Raw genomic sequence first — 14,539 nt, 5'->3', positions numbered from 1 at the left:
AGCCTTATTAGTTCAAAACTAATAAGGCTCTTTTTTTGGGTACTAGACAGACAAGCTGACTAGTGGTATATTATCTTAAACGGTGATTTGAATCACTACTGATAAACATTTCATTTTTCTCTTCAGAGATAATTTCAAGGAATCTTTCGTAGTGTTTCAATACGTCAGAAATTAATTCGTTTTTAGTGAAGATATGGACATCATAACCTTGTCTATAATCGCCAAAATAAGCTTTCGGGTAAAAGGTTTTGTTATCGTCAATATCAGGTAGGTTTTCTTCTGATAATAAGTAATCAGAAACTACTTTAGATTCTGTTCTGACACCGTAAATAAAGTTATTTACCAAGTCGTGTTTGATCTCAATCTCTAAACGATAAGGACCTTCATAGGTATTGATAACCGCATCAATATTGTTTTTAGCAAATTCGGTCTCTAGTTCTTCAAAGGCATCTTTGACTGTCGTATCAATGAATTCGTGTACAGACTTTTTATCGTCAAAGGATACAATTTGTTTCAATCGTTCTTTCCATGTATCTCCTGTCCAAGTAACTGTTGTAGTTGAAAAGTCAGTTTCATAATAATTTTTATCAATAACCAATGCTTTGATAAGACTGACTATAAACAATAACATGATAATAGAGAATGGAAGAGCAGTAATTAAGGTCATACTCTGTAAAGCACCTAATCCACCTGCATTTAGTAATAATAAAGCTAAGACAGCTAGTAAAACCCCCCATCCGATAGTTTGCCATTTAGGAGATACTTTAGCGTTCTTAGTTGAGATACTGTTCATAACAAACATTCCTGAGTCAGCTGAAGTAACAAAGAATATGATGATAATTGATATAGTTAAGAAACTAGTAATAGAGCTAAGCGGTAAGTACTCTAAAAACTCAAACATCAAAGCGTCTGGGTTGCTAGCAATAGCACTCAATGCACCGTCAGCTACGTTCATATCAAACCATATAGCGCTATTACCAAATACGGACATCCAAATAAAGTTGAAAAGTGTCGGTAGTAATAATACAGCAGCAATATACTCACGGATAGTACGTCCTTTAGAGATCTTAGCGATAAACAATCCTACGTATGGAGACCATGATATCCACCATGCCCAGTACAGGATAGTCCAGTCATAGAACCATGGTTGTGTTTTATCATCAAAGGAGTGTGTACTAAAAGTTAAAGTAAAGAAGTTTGATATATAATTACCAATACCTTCTGTGAAACTTCCAATTAAATAAACCGTAGGGCCTAAAGCAAGTACGAAAACAAGTAATACGACTACAGCAATGATATTAATACTACTAAGTAGTTTTACACCTTTGTCTAATCCACTAACGGCAGAAATAATAGATAGAGAAACTAATACAGCTACAATAAGTACTTGATAAATGAAACTGTTTTCAGGTAAAATGTTTAAGGTCTGTAGTCCAGAGTTAATCTGTACAACACCAAAACCTAATGTTGTTGTAATACCAAAGAAAGTACTACATAGGGCGAATACGTCAATCATATTCCCCCATTTTCCTTTAATCTTATCTTTTAAAAGCGGATAAAAACAACTTCTTAAAGATAGAGGTAAACGGTATCTATAAGCAAAATAAGATAGTGCTAGACCGACAATAGCATAAATTGCCCAAGCGTGGATCCCCCAGTGAAAGAAGGTATACATTTGTGCATCTTGTGCGCGCTGTAATGCGGTATTGTCACTGAAAACTTCATTTGAATAGTGTTGGATAGGTTCAGCAACACTGAAGTACATTAACCCAATCCCCATACCAGCTGCAAATAACATTGATATCCATGAAAAGAAAGAGTAGTCAGGTTTACTGTTATTTCTTCCTAAGCGAATGTTACCGTATTTGCTAGCCATTAAATAAATCAAGAAGATAATAAATATAGTCACAGACCATACATATATCCAATTGAGGTTGACGAAGATAAAGTTTTTGATTACATTTAATAGTTCATTGGTCGTTTGAGGGAAGATTGCAGCAAGCAAACTGACCCCAACAATAAAGATTAAACTTGGTAGAATAACACCTTTACTCAAGGTTGTACGTATTCTAGGAAATTTAGACATGATTTTTGTTTTAATTATTTAAAATGTGGTTTTCTGAGTGAAAACACTTATTTTGTTGCGAATATACGTAAAATTTAGTTGTTTTTATAATTTTATATCATGATTTGTTGTTTATTTGAGTGTTTGTGTCTTGAAAAATTATTTTTATTTTAGGGTTTAAATTATAAATATGATTAATGTTCTTCAAAGTTAAAAATCGTAGTTTTGCCCTTCAGAAAGACCACAGACGTATAATTTTTTGTTTTTTACAAGTGTGTTTTTTCCGTTTTTTCGTTTAAATATCAATGGTCAAAATAAATAAAAAAGAAAAATTAGCTAATTTGAGATTTATCAACTTTTATACCAAAACACGTGTATTATTAAGTTTCATGTTGTTTTTTATGCTTATACAAGTTAAAGCTCAGCAACAGGTTTCACAAGTAATTGATTCACTGTCGAAAGTGTATTCCAAGAATGTATATTCTAAACCTCTTGAAGCTAGAAAGGCTGCGTTTGCTTGGTTAGCTTTAAGTGAGGAGCACAATCTAGAAAAGGAAAAAGCCCGCGCGTATTATTCTTTAGGAAATTTGAACTCTATTAATGGTGACTATAAAGAGTCTGTAGAATATGCATTGAAGACTATTGAATCTTTAGAGAAGCTAAAAATGGAGCAAGGTTTACCTGCTGCTTACAATCTATTAGCACTGAGTTACAAGAACCTATCGCTATACTCTAAAGCGATGGAGAGTTTTATGATATGTATTGAAAAAGCTAGAGCTGTAGGCGATGTACTTCAGGAGGCAAATGCGTATCAGAATGTCGCTACACTGTACATACAAAAGGGTACACATGATAAGGCTATAGAGAGCTTGAAAAGAGCTAATGATTTGTATAAATCTATTGAGGATACCGATGGGGTATTAACTACATTGTTTAACTATGCGAATATATTGAAAGAACAGCGTAAGTTTGATCAGGCAAGGGAGCATTATATGACCGTTTTAAAGTTTCGTCAACAAGAAGGAAACAAAACAGTTGAGGTTTATGTCAAGATTAATCTTGCTCAAATATTAGTAGAGGAACATAAATTTAAAGAAGCTATACCTCATTTGGAGAGTACTTATAAGCTTCTAGAAGAATTGAATTATGTCACAGATATGGCGATTGTGCTAAATGATCTAGGGGTGTGTGAGAGTAGAGTGGGAAATACAACTAAAGCGATTAATTACTTTGAGAAAGCATTGAGTATTACAGAAGAGCGTTCTATATTAGCTTATAATGCTAACTTTTTTTTAAATCTTGGATCCCTTTATGCAGATCAAAAGCAATATGAAAAAGCATACAATTATTTGTATCGAAGTATTATCGCTAATACAGAGTTTAACACTATTGAGAAAGAAAAGCATTTAGCAGACCTGCAACAACAATATGAAACGGAATTAAAACAGACTAAGATAGAACTGTTAGAAAAGGAGCAAGGGTTAAAAGAAGCAGAACTTCGAGAAGTAGAGCAAGCAGTAATTCGTCAGAAACAACTTAGAAATACTTTTATCATTGGATTTATTTTAGTGTCAATTCTCCTTATTATTGTGAGATATTTTTATCTACAACGTCTGAAAGTACAAAAGGCGCTGCAGGTTGAGGTAGAGAAAAATGCTGATCACAAGATTAGCGAGATGGTCAAAGATCATAAAATTTCTATGATAGAGAGGTATCAAAAAGGACAAGAGGAAGAAAGAGGTCGATTAGCGCGAGAATTGCACGACGGAATAGGAAGTGACTTAGCGGGAATTAAAATTGCCTTTGAACATTATTTTTCTCGACAAGAAACAGGTGTGCAAACAAAGCGTTTGCAAGAGGCAATAAACAATGCGTGTAAGGATCTACGTTCGCTATCACATCAATTGCACCCATTAGCATTTTCCTCTATTGGATTTAGTAGTTTTTTGAAGGAATATGTCGATACAGTGAGTCAGAAGAATAACTTAACAATCAAAGCATATTTTTTTCCAGAGACAGAGATTAATAAATTATCAGATGATTTGTTAGCAGGGGTATATCGCATTGTTCAAGAGTTAACCAATAATATCGTTAAGCATGCTAAGGCTTCAAATGCTGAGGTTCAGTTGACCAAACACGATGACCATCTGAATATCGTTATTAATGATAATGGCGTTGGTTTTACCAGCGTTAAGAAGCAAGGAATAGGGTTGCGCAATATTAGAGAGCGTTTAGAAAAACTAAAAGGAAGTATAGAAATAGATAGTAATGCTAAATATGGAACTTCTATAACAATTAATATACCTTTAAATAAATAAGTAATGAGTGGAGTAAATATAATTATAGCAGACGATCACCTGATGTTCTTAGAAGGGTTGAATACCATATTACTTGATATGGAAGAAGTAAAACAAGTGCATTTAGCAACAGAGGGAACACAAGTATTGCGGTTATTAGAGCAATTTGAAATACAACTGGTCATTACTGATTTGAATATGCCGAAGATGGATGGTGTAGAGTTGCTTACTAAAGTAAAAAAAGATCAGAACGGTGTAAAGATATTAGTGTTAAGTATGCTGGATAACCCACGTGTAGTCCACAAAGTGATCCAAAAAGGAGCAGATGGCTTTGTTCCTAAATTTACTAATAAAGAAGAATTGCAATTAGCTGTAAGAGAATTGCTTAATGATAAACAATATTTCTCAGAAGTTATCAAACAGCGCTATATGGAAAGTGTATTTGACAAGAAGAAGTATGAGGATATCGAATTGACTCAGCGAGAGAAAGAAGTCTTAGAACTTTTAGCAGAAGAAATGACCTCTAAGGAGATCTCAGAGAAACTCTTTATATCTGTCAATACTGTAGAGACGCATCGCAAGAATATCTTGTTGAAAACAGGGTCTAAGACAACTACAGGAGCAGTAAAGTTTGCTATAGAATCGGGATTATTTGATTAGTCGGAGGTTAAAAGGTGTATTTTATTGCTAATTGAGGCTTAATCTGTTCTAAGATAGACATAAACGAATTTGGTTCACTAATAGGTATGATTTCTCGATGAGTGACTACCTTGTTGGTAAGACTTACTGTTTCTAATAAAACAGCTGTTACAGGCGTATTGTGATAGCTGTTTTTTTCTTGTTCTATTTCTTTTGTATCTACTAACAGATGTACCCACACACCTTTAGTGAAGGAATCGGTATCCACATATAATAAAGAAAAGTCATGGGAGCTATAGGGATGATTTAATCCTTTTAAATAATCCATTCGCTCTTGGAGTATTTTTTTTTCTAAAGTATCAAAGTAATTAGTTTCTTGTTTTATTAAGCATTCATTTACCTGCCATGAGTTCTCTATGCTGTGTATAGCAATCAAGAAGATGTCTTCACTATAAGTTGGAAGGTGGTTTGTAATCGTGAAAATACTGTTGAGTTTTAGTATATCCTTTTGTTGATTGAGTAAGAATAAAAGGTTTTTAATTCTCGTTTTAAATTCATTAGGATTTGGGTTAAAAAGATATGTCATGGTTAATGAATTATAATTAAAGTCAACACGACAATCTAACTCATTCATTTTTAGGTTTATCTCTTGTTTAGCATAATAATCAGCTAATGCGTCTTGGTACTGTGCTTTTAATGGTTTAGCATAAGAAACACCTTGTTCAATCCTATTTTCATTTTTTAATATTTTAGCGTCAAAGAATAGAATCCACCTTACTTCTTCTAATTGGTGATCATAGACAATTACCGAAAACATATTAGGATTCATATTCGAGGCATTAAAAAATCGTCTAATTTCAACTGTTTTTAATTGACCGTTGAATTCACGTTCAAGATATTCTTGTATTAAGTGCTTTGCTTTTTGCTTACTCATCCCTCCCATAATGATAGATAAGTTATTCGCAGCTAAGGCTAGTGATAGAAAGCAAAGACCAATTATTAAAAGTGTTTTTAGCATTTTTTGAAAAGTTTGAATACAAGGTATGGTACTTTCGAGAATTTTCATATCACGGAATTCCGTGATATGTATAATTACCAAATTTAGGTCTATTAAATCATTATTAGATGTAAGATCTTTGAAATGTAATAATAATATTAAGAATATAAATCATGGGATTACAAGAAAAAAGAGCTTATACAGCAATAGAGGAGCAATATGTAACTGAGTATCAAAAAGAATTGAATGCGATTGTAGGTAAAGAATTACCTATCCAAATCAACTGGGATACTTTCGAATTAGAGCATATTAAGTTTGTACCAAGTGTATGTCTTCAACGTTTAATGGATGCAATGAAAGAAGTGTGTAAAGATAATTTTGGGAAAGAAGCAGTACAAGAGTCAATTGATAAGATTGAAGTAAACTGTATTCCAAATGAAGGAGCTGAGGAAAATAAGAAGTTAGACCTTACAGGCAAAACTTTTACAATGACAGCTTGTTGGGGAGGACACCACAGTGGTTTCTTTACTGACTTAGTGATTAGAGAGTATTTAGAGAGCAAGTTATAGGAATATAAACAGAGTCCTTATATAAAATTTTTAGTCTGACTTTTAATTTTGCTTTAGTTAATATCAACTAGATAATAAAGGGAGTTCATAATTAGATGAGTCTCCCTTTTTATTTCTTAATCATTGCGATCTTAGTCAGTAAAACCTAATAACTAATTAAATATAGTTGTATTTAATTAGTTCTATAAATATAGTTTAGAAGTATGAGTATAGATAATTTTCCAAAGCTACTTGAAAGTATATTACGTAAAAAAGGAGCAACGACAGAAGATATTGAGGCATTAGCAGATGCTGGAATTCAATCTAAAGAAGATTTCGTTATGATTGGTGATACGAGAACTTTGATAGAGGTTACAGATATGGATATCGAAATAGCACATGTAATTATGCAGTGGGCTTTAGGTACACAAGCAGCAAGCTTGGCTGTTACTGAAACAGTGGTTAAGCAAGAAGCAGTGGTCGTAGAGAGTGCAGATGTTGTAAAATGTGCACATTGTCAAGCTAAGCAGCCGAAGGATTATAAAGTTGGTGATTTGTGTTTATCTTGTGGACTTCAAGCAGAACCAGTTCACAATTGTTATTGGTGCTTAAGTACAGGACCAGGTCAGTTTTGTCGTTCTTGTGGAGCTGAGTTTGTCGCTTCTTCCGATTATGAGGTAGCTTTACAGTTAAAGCTGGAAGGAGAGTCTAAGTCGGCTATTGGTAAGTTAGTTAAAGAAATGACAGCAGTTCAAAAAGAAAATATTTGGGCGAAAATTAGAAAAGGTAGATAGGAAAATAGTTCGTATAGTATGGCAGTTATCACTTATTGTGAATCGTGCTCTACACCACAACCAGGCGATTATCAGCCAGGGGATATATGTGTGGCTTGTGCAGGTAGTGTTCGTGTAGATGTACGCTGTGGATGGTGTGCTTCTCTTACTCCTGCTCAGGGGAATTTTTGTAGAGGATGTGGAAGTAAGGTAGTAGAAGAAAAACACTTTGGAGTAGCAAGAATTTTAAAGAGTTTAGGATATAACCAGGAGCAAATACCTGAAAAAATACAACAGCTTTCTGAGGCAGAAATTACAAAGTATAATGATGAGTTTTATAAAAACTATCGTGTTATACAGTATGCAAAGGAACAGTTGCAGTTGTTAGAACCTTATTTGTTATTACCTATAAATGAGGCTGTAATGGCTATGGAAACTGATCTTCTACATTTTATTCCTTATTCAAAGCAGGTACTGGAAGAATATGAAGATTTACTAGCTGAGCCAGCTTCACTGGATTCTTTGTTAAAGGAGGAAACTTACGGTATCCATCGTATTGTTAGGCAGTTAGTAAATCTAGTTCAGTTAAAACAATATCCCCTCGATGAGCAGGTCAATAGAAATATTCATTTGAAATGGACAGATTTGACTACTGTGTTTGAATATGAATTTGTTCGTATAGAGGGCTTTTTATGGTTTGCTCACCCTAATAGTTTCCTTGGAAACTTTAATGTGGACCAGGCCTTTGAACACCTTATTCAATGTACTCCGGAGAAAGACTTAGTTGAAGTTTTTGATAAGTTAACTGATCGAATTAAGGATATAAATAGACTTAAGCCTTATTTAGATGTAGCTCGTCTTCATTTATACTCTTTCCTAAATCGAATAGAAGAAGAGGAGCCGACTCGTCTTTTTGATGTGATACCAGCTTATGCGATTCATACAGATTACGATTTAGCTATGAGTAGTGCACTAATCGTTGATGATCAAGATAGTTTAGCTTCATTGACAGCTAAGAATAAAGGTGCAGCTACTACAGGCTATCACTATTTGCTTTATTATGGTGAGGAGCACTTGATGCTTCGAAGTTTGAGAGAGAGTAATTTAAATTACTATCAATTTAAAGGTTTACTTCAATTTGTAGCGTATAACAAATATTTGCAAGACCAAGGAAATACAGATGTATATACAGGACAAATAGTCTTAAATGAAGCCATCGGCTTATTGCTTAAAAAATTTAATTCGCACATCGTATTTGAGCGTTATACAGATACTTTTTCTGACAATGAAATTCGTTCATGGGTTGATTTTGTTAGTCTTTATGATAATCATGAAGTGGAGTTGGATTACTCAGGTTTTGTAAGTTTATTGATTAGTCGTAATCTGCGTCATTCTCTAATTAAGTTATTAGAAGAGGCACCAACCCATTTAGTGTTTTCAGACGAACTTGCCAAAGAGTTATATCATATAGGTAATGAGTTTGACAGTACTTTAGACGGATTTAACCTTATTGCAGGTTGGAGTAAAGTCTGTGAGTTGGGTTATTTCCCTAGTGTAGATGCGGTAGATCACATGCTTATTTTTATAGGTGATAATTATAAAAATTATACAAGCAGTGAGGAAGAGAATGCCATACGTTTGATGGTTATTAATGTATTGAGCGTATTAGTCCAAGAGAGTCCAAAGCATTCTTTTAAAGTAACTCATAAGCTTATGGAGCTGTTGTTGGTTAATGAAGACACGTCAAATACATGGTTGCCTAACGAGGAGCTTAAAAATAGTGTTTTAAATAGTCATTATTGTGTTCGTTTAGGTAATGATTCTTTTGAGAGAAGATCTTTCGCGGCAACAAATGTTTTTATCAATGATTTTTTTAAAGGAGATTGGCATGTATTTATAACAGCGTTAAATACTAGTTTGGGTATTGCTAATCGATATGATTGCTCACCTTATAATATCTTCCTACTTTGGATTCGTGAATCAGGTAATCATTTTGCAGATGTGTTAACGGGAGATATGATGTTAACGCGCTATATTTCTGATGTGCTACTAGAGAGTCTTATTGCGTTAGACCAAGGACAGGAGTTGTTAGGTCTTCATGATAGTTATAAAAAATATCCTTTATTGGAAGTTCTTTTTTATGATCAATGGAACTATCAACAAGCGTATTATTATAGTCGCCGTCCAGCTAATCTACCTTTAGCATTGGAGTATAAAATGCATGCAGCACTTGTGTCGTGGTTATCTGTAGATATAGAGGAAAAGTTGTTGTCTGAATTGTTTCAAAAAAATATCATTGTTCAGTTTCAACAAAAGCCAAGTGGACAATTGCCTTTATGTCTGTTGACTCTATGGTTTACTTATAGTGATCACATAGTATATAAGCCTTTTGTAATTCAGCTAGTTGAGTTGATGTTTAAAGGTATTGAAATAGGGCCTTACGAACGCAAGCTACCTAAGTTATTGACGGCTAAAGGAGCAAACAAAGAAGTAGAAGGACGAGAAGTATTACAAACTGTTTTTCGCAATACAGATCAATGGTTAGATTGGTTAGATAATCGCACATCAACGGGAAGTTTAAGTGAACCTATTCATCAATTTATGTTGTTGGTATTACTTGATTTTGGAAGTGATTTAGAGGCGTTTATTCAAGCGCCAAGAATTACAACTGAAGATTTGGAAATACCTACTGAAGAGCAACATAAAGAAAATAGAAGTATTTTATTTGGTTATTTAAAACAAATGGTATCTACATTAGATACTATCGAAGAAGTCAAATTTAGGTCATTATACGCCAAGAAGATATTAAAGATTGTAGAAGATTTTTACTATGAGGATAATTTAGAGGATTGTATTGATATCGTAACCTTAGTGAATGATAGTTGCGATGATTTAAATGACGAGTGTGATCAAGTGGAGATTGCGTTGCGCATTGATAAATCAACAATAAATTGGTTTACCTTACATACTGGATATATGGCATTGGAAGATTATTTGCTAAGTGAAGCAGAGCATGAACGTTGGGTGGGCAAACTATTAAAAGACTATAGAAAAGATGCCTTCAGAGTAATGAAAAGCAATGAGCTGACCTCAGAGCAAGTTAGTGTTTTAGCAGACTTATTATTGCGATGTCTAGGTAAGGAGCATTGGATGGTTGATATAAGTTATCAAACAGAAAAAGTATTTAGATTGGTTGTAGATAATCTTGGCGATATGCTAGAAGAGTTACCACCAGAGAGATTTGATCCTGACTTTGTTATTTACATCGATAGTTTTATTCAAAAAAATAGTTATTGGTCTAATTATTTAGACCGTCTACAGGTGGCTGTTAGAGAGTTGAAGAAGTATCATTTTGAAGAAGCAGAAAAGGAAGAGGAATGGTTTTATGATGATCAGCAAGAGCAAATTGATGAGATCGGTAATGAAGTAGTAGATGAAGGTGAACAGTATTTTTCTGACGAGGAAGAACAAGGAGAATCTACCGTGTTGTCAGATGTGGAAATAGCGGGGCTAATGATGAGTTTTTCGATTGACAAAGAAAATTTATTAATGATTAGTAGTCATTTTAATGATTACACTCGTAGTGCTATTGATAATCCAATTGTCTTTTCTCCGATATTGACTAATATGGTTGGTGTGAAGGAGTTTTTGGCTGCTAATGTTGATCAAGCTATAGAGTTTTATCAAAAACTATATATGATTGTATTAGATCCACAGACAGCACCATCAGGTATTTATCCTTCGGTAGGTGCGATGGCTCGTATGGTATTTGCTCAATTGTTGCACGGTACGATGTATAGTGGAGCTTATGCTATAGGAATAGAAGCAATGGTTCAGTCTGGTGTTTATACAGCCGATTATTCTCAAGCATTAAATGTATTAGTGAATCAATTAAAAGCGTAATTATGAGTGAATGTATAGCATTAAGTAGTTTTCTTGATAATCCAAAATCTATATCTAATGGACTATTGTTGTATTATTTTCAAGATGTTTTATTAGACACGCCTTTTGGTTTAGACCCCAATAATGAAGAACATGTTTTTGATGCACAAAGGTTTATGCAAATGCATAAAATTAAGAATAGTAAGTCGTTTCGTGTTTTTTTACATAATTTAAAAAAAGGTGATTATTTTCATGTTCACGTGAAAGATATTGTCGATGAGATATATCACTTAGATGAGGTTGCTTTTACAGAGCATGTAGAGCAACAAAAAGGGGCTTATCTCAGAAATAGATATCGTTTGTTATACCCACAGCGCTATGCTATAGTAGGTTATGGTATTTTAGGGTTTAATTATGCACTTTATAGCTTGGTTTGTAGAATAGGTGGGGTGTTGGGATATATTACCGAGAAGGAAGTGCACACGAGGCATTGTGAGTTATTTGAATATATCTCACGTGCATTTGTAAATGGAAGAGAATTACAAGAAAATATAATGTTGGGGATTCAATTTTATGAGGCTTCTTTACAAGCTTGCCCTACTAGTTTTTCTCGAAAAGGAAGTTATTGGAATATAGTACGCGAGTTACAAAACGATCAGTTGAATAGTAATCATAGTTAAAGGTAAAAGAGAAATGAATTTTAATGAGTTAGTTACTTTTATTGCTCAGAGTATTAGTGATAGAGATTATCAATCCTGTGAACAAGCTTTGGTTGAAGGATATGAATATCTTAATCAGGAAGATAAACCATTGGTAGATAGCGTAGAGGAAGTCTCTTTTTACCGTCTTTATATTGTGTTTTTTACCCGATTTATTGGTTCGGACAATTTCGACTATGATAAAGTAATTACTGCCCTTTCCGTTTTAGAGTATTATGGGGCAGATCAAGTAAGAGAGTTTGAGCTTATCGGAGGTTTAGAACAATATTGTGACATTGCTTTTTATGAGCGTGCTTTAGATTATCACCCTAATAGCATGGCTCTTCTTTTAGGGTATGCTAATAAGATGGAAGAGATACGAAAGTATGATGTAGCTATTGGATGCTTGCATCACGCTTTATCTGTCTACCCAGAGGCAAATAATCTTCGTCTTCGCTTGTGGGATTTACAGGTGAATTATAGCAAACAACTATTAAATAAAGATATTCTTGAAGAAGGAGAAATTGATGTTCTAGTAGATTATGCTGTACGTACACAGGTACATACTGTCATAGAAGATTTACTAAATCATGATCGTTGCAATTTATCTGATCAACAAAGAAATGAATTGTCGATAGCCCAGTATGTATCCAAAGACTCTTTCGATTTACAGGAGTGTATCTCTTTATGGGAGCAAAAGTGGAGTAAGACATTATTGAGTGTTCAATCAGGTATATACCTAGTTGATTGTTTTTATAGTTGTGGCATGTTAGCTCAGATGATGGAAGTTATAGAAACTATAGCTTTTAAAGAGGAGATACCTGTTGATATGCGAGAACTGACAGAGGATTATGTTGAAGAGTTTTTTCAATCTTATAATCGTGAAGACAGAGAGTTGGTTGTGAGTTATTACAATTATAAAGCACTTTATTACAAGCATCAATATGAGTTAGAGTTAGCTTTAAAATATGTCAATGTAGCAAAGATAGTTGTAGAAGAACATCCTAGTATATTATTGACAGAAGGGAGTATTTTGACGATGATGCTTAACCCTGAAGATGAGACAGCATTAGATACCTTGATGGATGCAGCTTATAAAGGAGCTAGTTTGCCTAACTACCTTTTAGAAGTGGCTCATTATTATGATATGTTGGGAAGTTATCACGATGTTCTTAGTTTAGTGAATTCGTATCATGCTTACACACTCCCGACAGGAGAATCTTTATATCTTCAAGGAAAAGGATACTTTGGTTTAGGTCAATATGGTCAAGCCTTAAAGCCATTAGAGTCAGCTATGAATCTAAAGGAGGATAGTCCATACCGTTTGAGTGTTAATTCTCTTTTAATGACGTCGTATAAGTATTTGAATGATACCCAAAAGTTTATTGAAGCTTTGCAATATAGACTTTCTTGTTTTCATGTTTCAAGACCAGAGCATTGGGAGACGCGTAATTATTATGTGGTATTTCTTTATGAAATGAAAGCATATGAACAGTGTGCTAAATTAATCGTTCAATTACATCAGATTAATCAATTATCCAAAAGCAATGAAGCGATCTTGTATTATTTGGTGGATGCAGAGTATTTAAGCAGTTCTGAGATACAACTACCTAAGGTTACAGAAGCATTGATTGTTCAAGATCCACAGAGTATAGAAGATTATCGTGCCAATGCGTTGTATTATTGGATTATGGGTGACAATTTAGAGTCGGCTAAGGCTTTCGAAGCAGCAGCTGATTTAAGCTATGAAAAGGGTTTTTATCTAGCCAGAGCGTATTGGCGTACGACTTATGATACGTCTTTGTATGAGTATTCATTAGCTTTAATGGAAAGGTTAAAAAATGAAGCCGTAGCAAGTATTGATTATCAAATGTTGTATTGGCAACAAAATATTTATTTTAGAAATGATCTAGCTCAGCCAGCCTATGATAGTTTTAGGGAGCTAATTATGAAGTTTCCTTTGACAACAATGCGGAAAGACATGAGCGCAAGTCACTATGCAATACGTCAAAAAATAAATACAGAAAAATTGGGCAATGAATCGGAATGTGACCGATACTTAAAAATGCACAATAGTGTATTTCGTCCAAGCTAATTAAATGATTTGTTGTTTTTTTAAATAGAAAGTACAGCTTCCCAATGGGGAGGTTGTACTTTTTTTATTGTATTTCATTTGTGAAAACAATGTGATGGAGAATAGGCTATATAGCAAGATGCCGCATACCAGTGTTTTTTGATAAATATCTGTCTTATATAATAAAAGTAAGAATGATCACTAATGTGAAATGAAACAGAACGGATGCTTTTTTTAAAACCAAACAATCTATTTTGACTCATCGAAATGTTTAAATAAGAGTTTTTGTTGCCAAGCTTCTGCTATACGTGCAGTATTCCTGCAGTTTACCAGCCCAGAAGTACATTCTTGGCAAGGATAGTGCACGATACTGCAGGTATAGGTCAAGAAAGCAGGGAAGAAGAAAGCGTATAAAGCGATTAGTAGTACATATAGCCTTGATTGTTTTTATTTTTTTTTGAAAAAGGAAGATAAGGTGTTAATGTTGCTTATTGATCTTTTTTATTAGGGTTAAATTGTTGGTTATAAATGTATTGTATTTGTTAATGAATTTTTTTGACTAAGGT

The 14,539-nt window shown here is 33.8% G+C and carries 9 protein-coding genes; 7 read left to right on the top strand and 2 right to left on the bottom strand.

Features of this window, described 5'->3' with window-relative positions:
- Positions 1-70 precede the first annotated feature (70 nt).
- The gene (locus GJV77_RS10915) at positions 71-2,086 is read right to left on the bottom strand and encodes a BCCT family transporter (RefSeq protein WP_155036391.1); all 2,016 of its coding nucleotides are present in this window, start codon (positions 2,084-2,086) and stop codon (positions 71-73) included.
- Positions 2,087-2,466: 380 nt separating this feature from the next.
- Between GJV77_RS10915 and GJV77_RS10910 the strand changes: the two genes are divergently transcribed.
- Positions 2,467-4,383 (top strand): tetratricopeptide repeat-containing sensor histidine kinase, encoded by a 1,917-nt coding sequence (locus GJV77_RS10910; RefSeq protein ID WP_240142857.1) that lies wholly within the window; start codon positions 2,467-2,469, stop codon positions 4,381-4,383.
- A gap of 3 nt (positions 4,384-4,386) precedes the next feature.
- Positions 4,387-5,022: a response regulator transcription factor gene (locus GJV77_RS10905; protein ID WP_155036390.1), complete on the top strand. Its 636-nt coding sequence runs from the start codon at positions 4,387-4,389 to the stop codon at positions 5,020-5,022.
- A gap of 7 nt (positions 5,023-5,029) precedes the next feature.
- On the opposite strand, the gene GJV77_RS10900 is transcribed toward GJV77_RS10905, so the two are convergent.
- The gene (locus GJV77_RS10900; protein WP_155036389.1) at positions 5,030-6,019 is read right to left on the bottom strand and encodes a hypothetical protein; all 990 of its coding nucleotides are present in this window, start codon (positions 6,017-6,019) and stop codon (positions 5,030-5,032) included.
- A gap of 152 nt (positions 6,020-6,171) precedes the next feature.
- Between GJV77_RS10900 and GJV77_RS10895 the strand changes: the two genes are divergently transcribed.
- From GJV77_RS10895 to GJV77_RS10875, 5 genes are all read left to right on the top strand, one after another.
- Positions 6,172-6,567: a hypothetical protein gene (locus GJV77_RS10895; protein ID WP_155036388.1), complete on the top strand. Its 396-nt coding sequence runs from the start codon at positions 6,172-6,174 to the stop codon at positions 6,565-6,567.
- Between the two features lie 203 nt (positions 6,568-6,770).
- Complete coding sequence (locus GJV77_RS10890; protein WP_155036387.1) at positions 6,771-7,340, top strand: hypothetical protein; 570 nt, start codon at positions 6,771-6,773, stop codon at positions 7,338-7,340.
- Positions 7,341-7,358: 18 nt separating this feature from the next.
- Positions 7,359-11,222, top strand: a complete 3,864-nt coding sequence (locus tag GJV77_RS10885; protein ID WP_155036386.1) for a hypothetical protein — start codon at positions 7,359-7,361, stop codon at positions 11,220-11,222.
- A 2-nt stretch (positions 11,223-11,224) separates the two neighbouring features.
- Complete coding sequence (locus GJV77_RS10880) at positions 11,225-11,881, top strand: DUF1266 domain-containing protein (protein WP_155036385.1); 657 nt, start codon at positions 11,225-11,227, stop codon at positions 11,879-11,881.
- 13 nt (positions 11,882-11,894) lie between these two features.
- Positions 11,895-13,994 carry a tetratricopeptide repeat protein gene (locus tag GJV77_RS10875; protein WP_155036384.1) on the top strand — a complete coding sequence of 700 codons (2,100 nt, stop codon included), beginning with the start codon at positions 11,895-11,897 and terminating at the stop codon, positions 13,992-13,994.
- Positions 13,995-14,539 lie beyond the last annotated feature (545 nt).

The organism is Myroides pelagicus (assembly GCF_009711055.1).
Classification (GTDB): domain Bacteria; phylum Bacteroidota; class Bacteroidia; order Flavobacteriales; family Flavobacteriaceae; genus Flavobacterium; species Flavobacterium pelagicum.
Note: the sequence above shows the minus strand (reverse complement) of the source record. Positions and strands in the feature narration are given on the sequence as shown.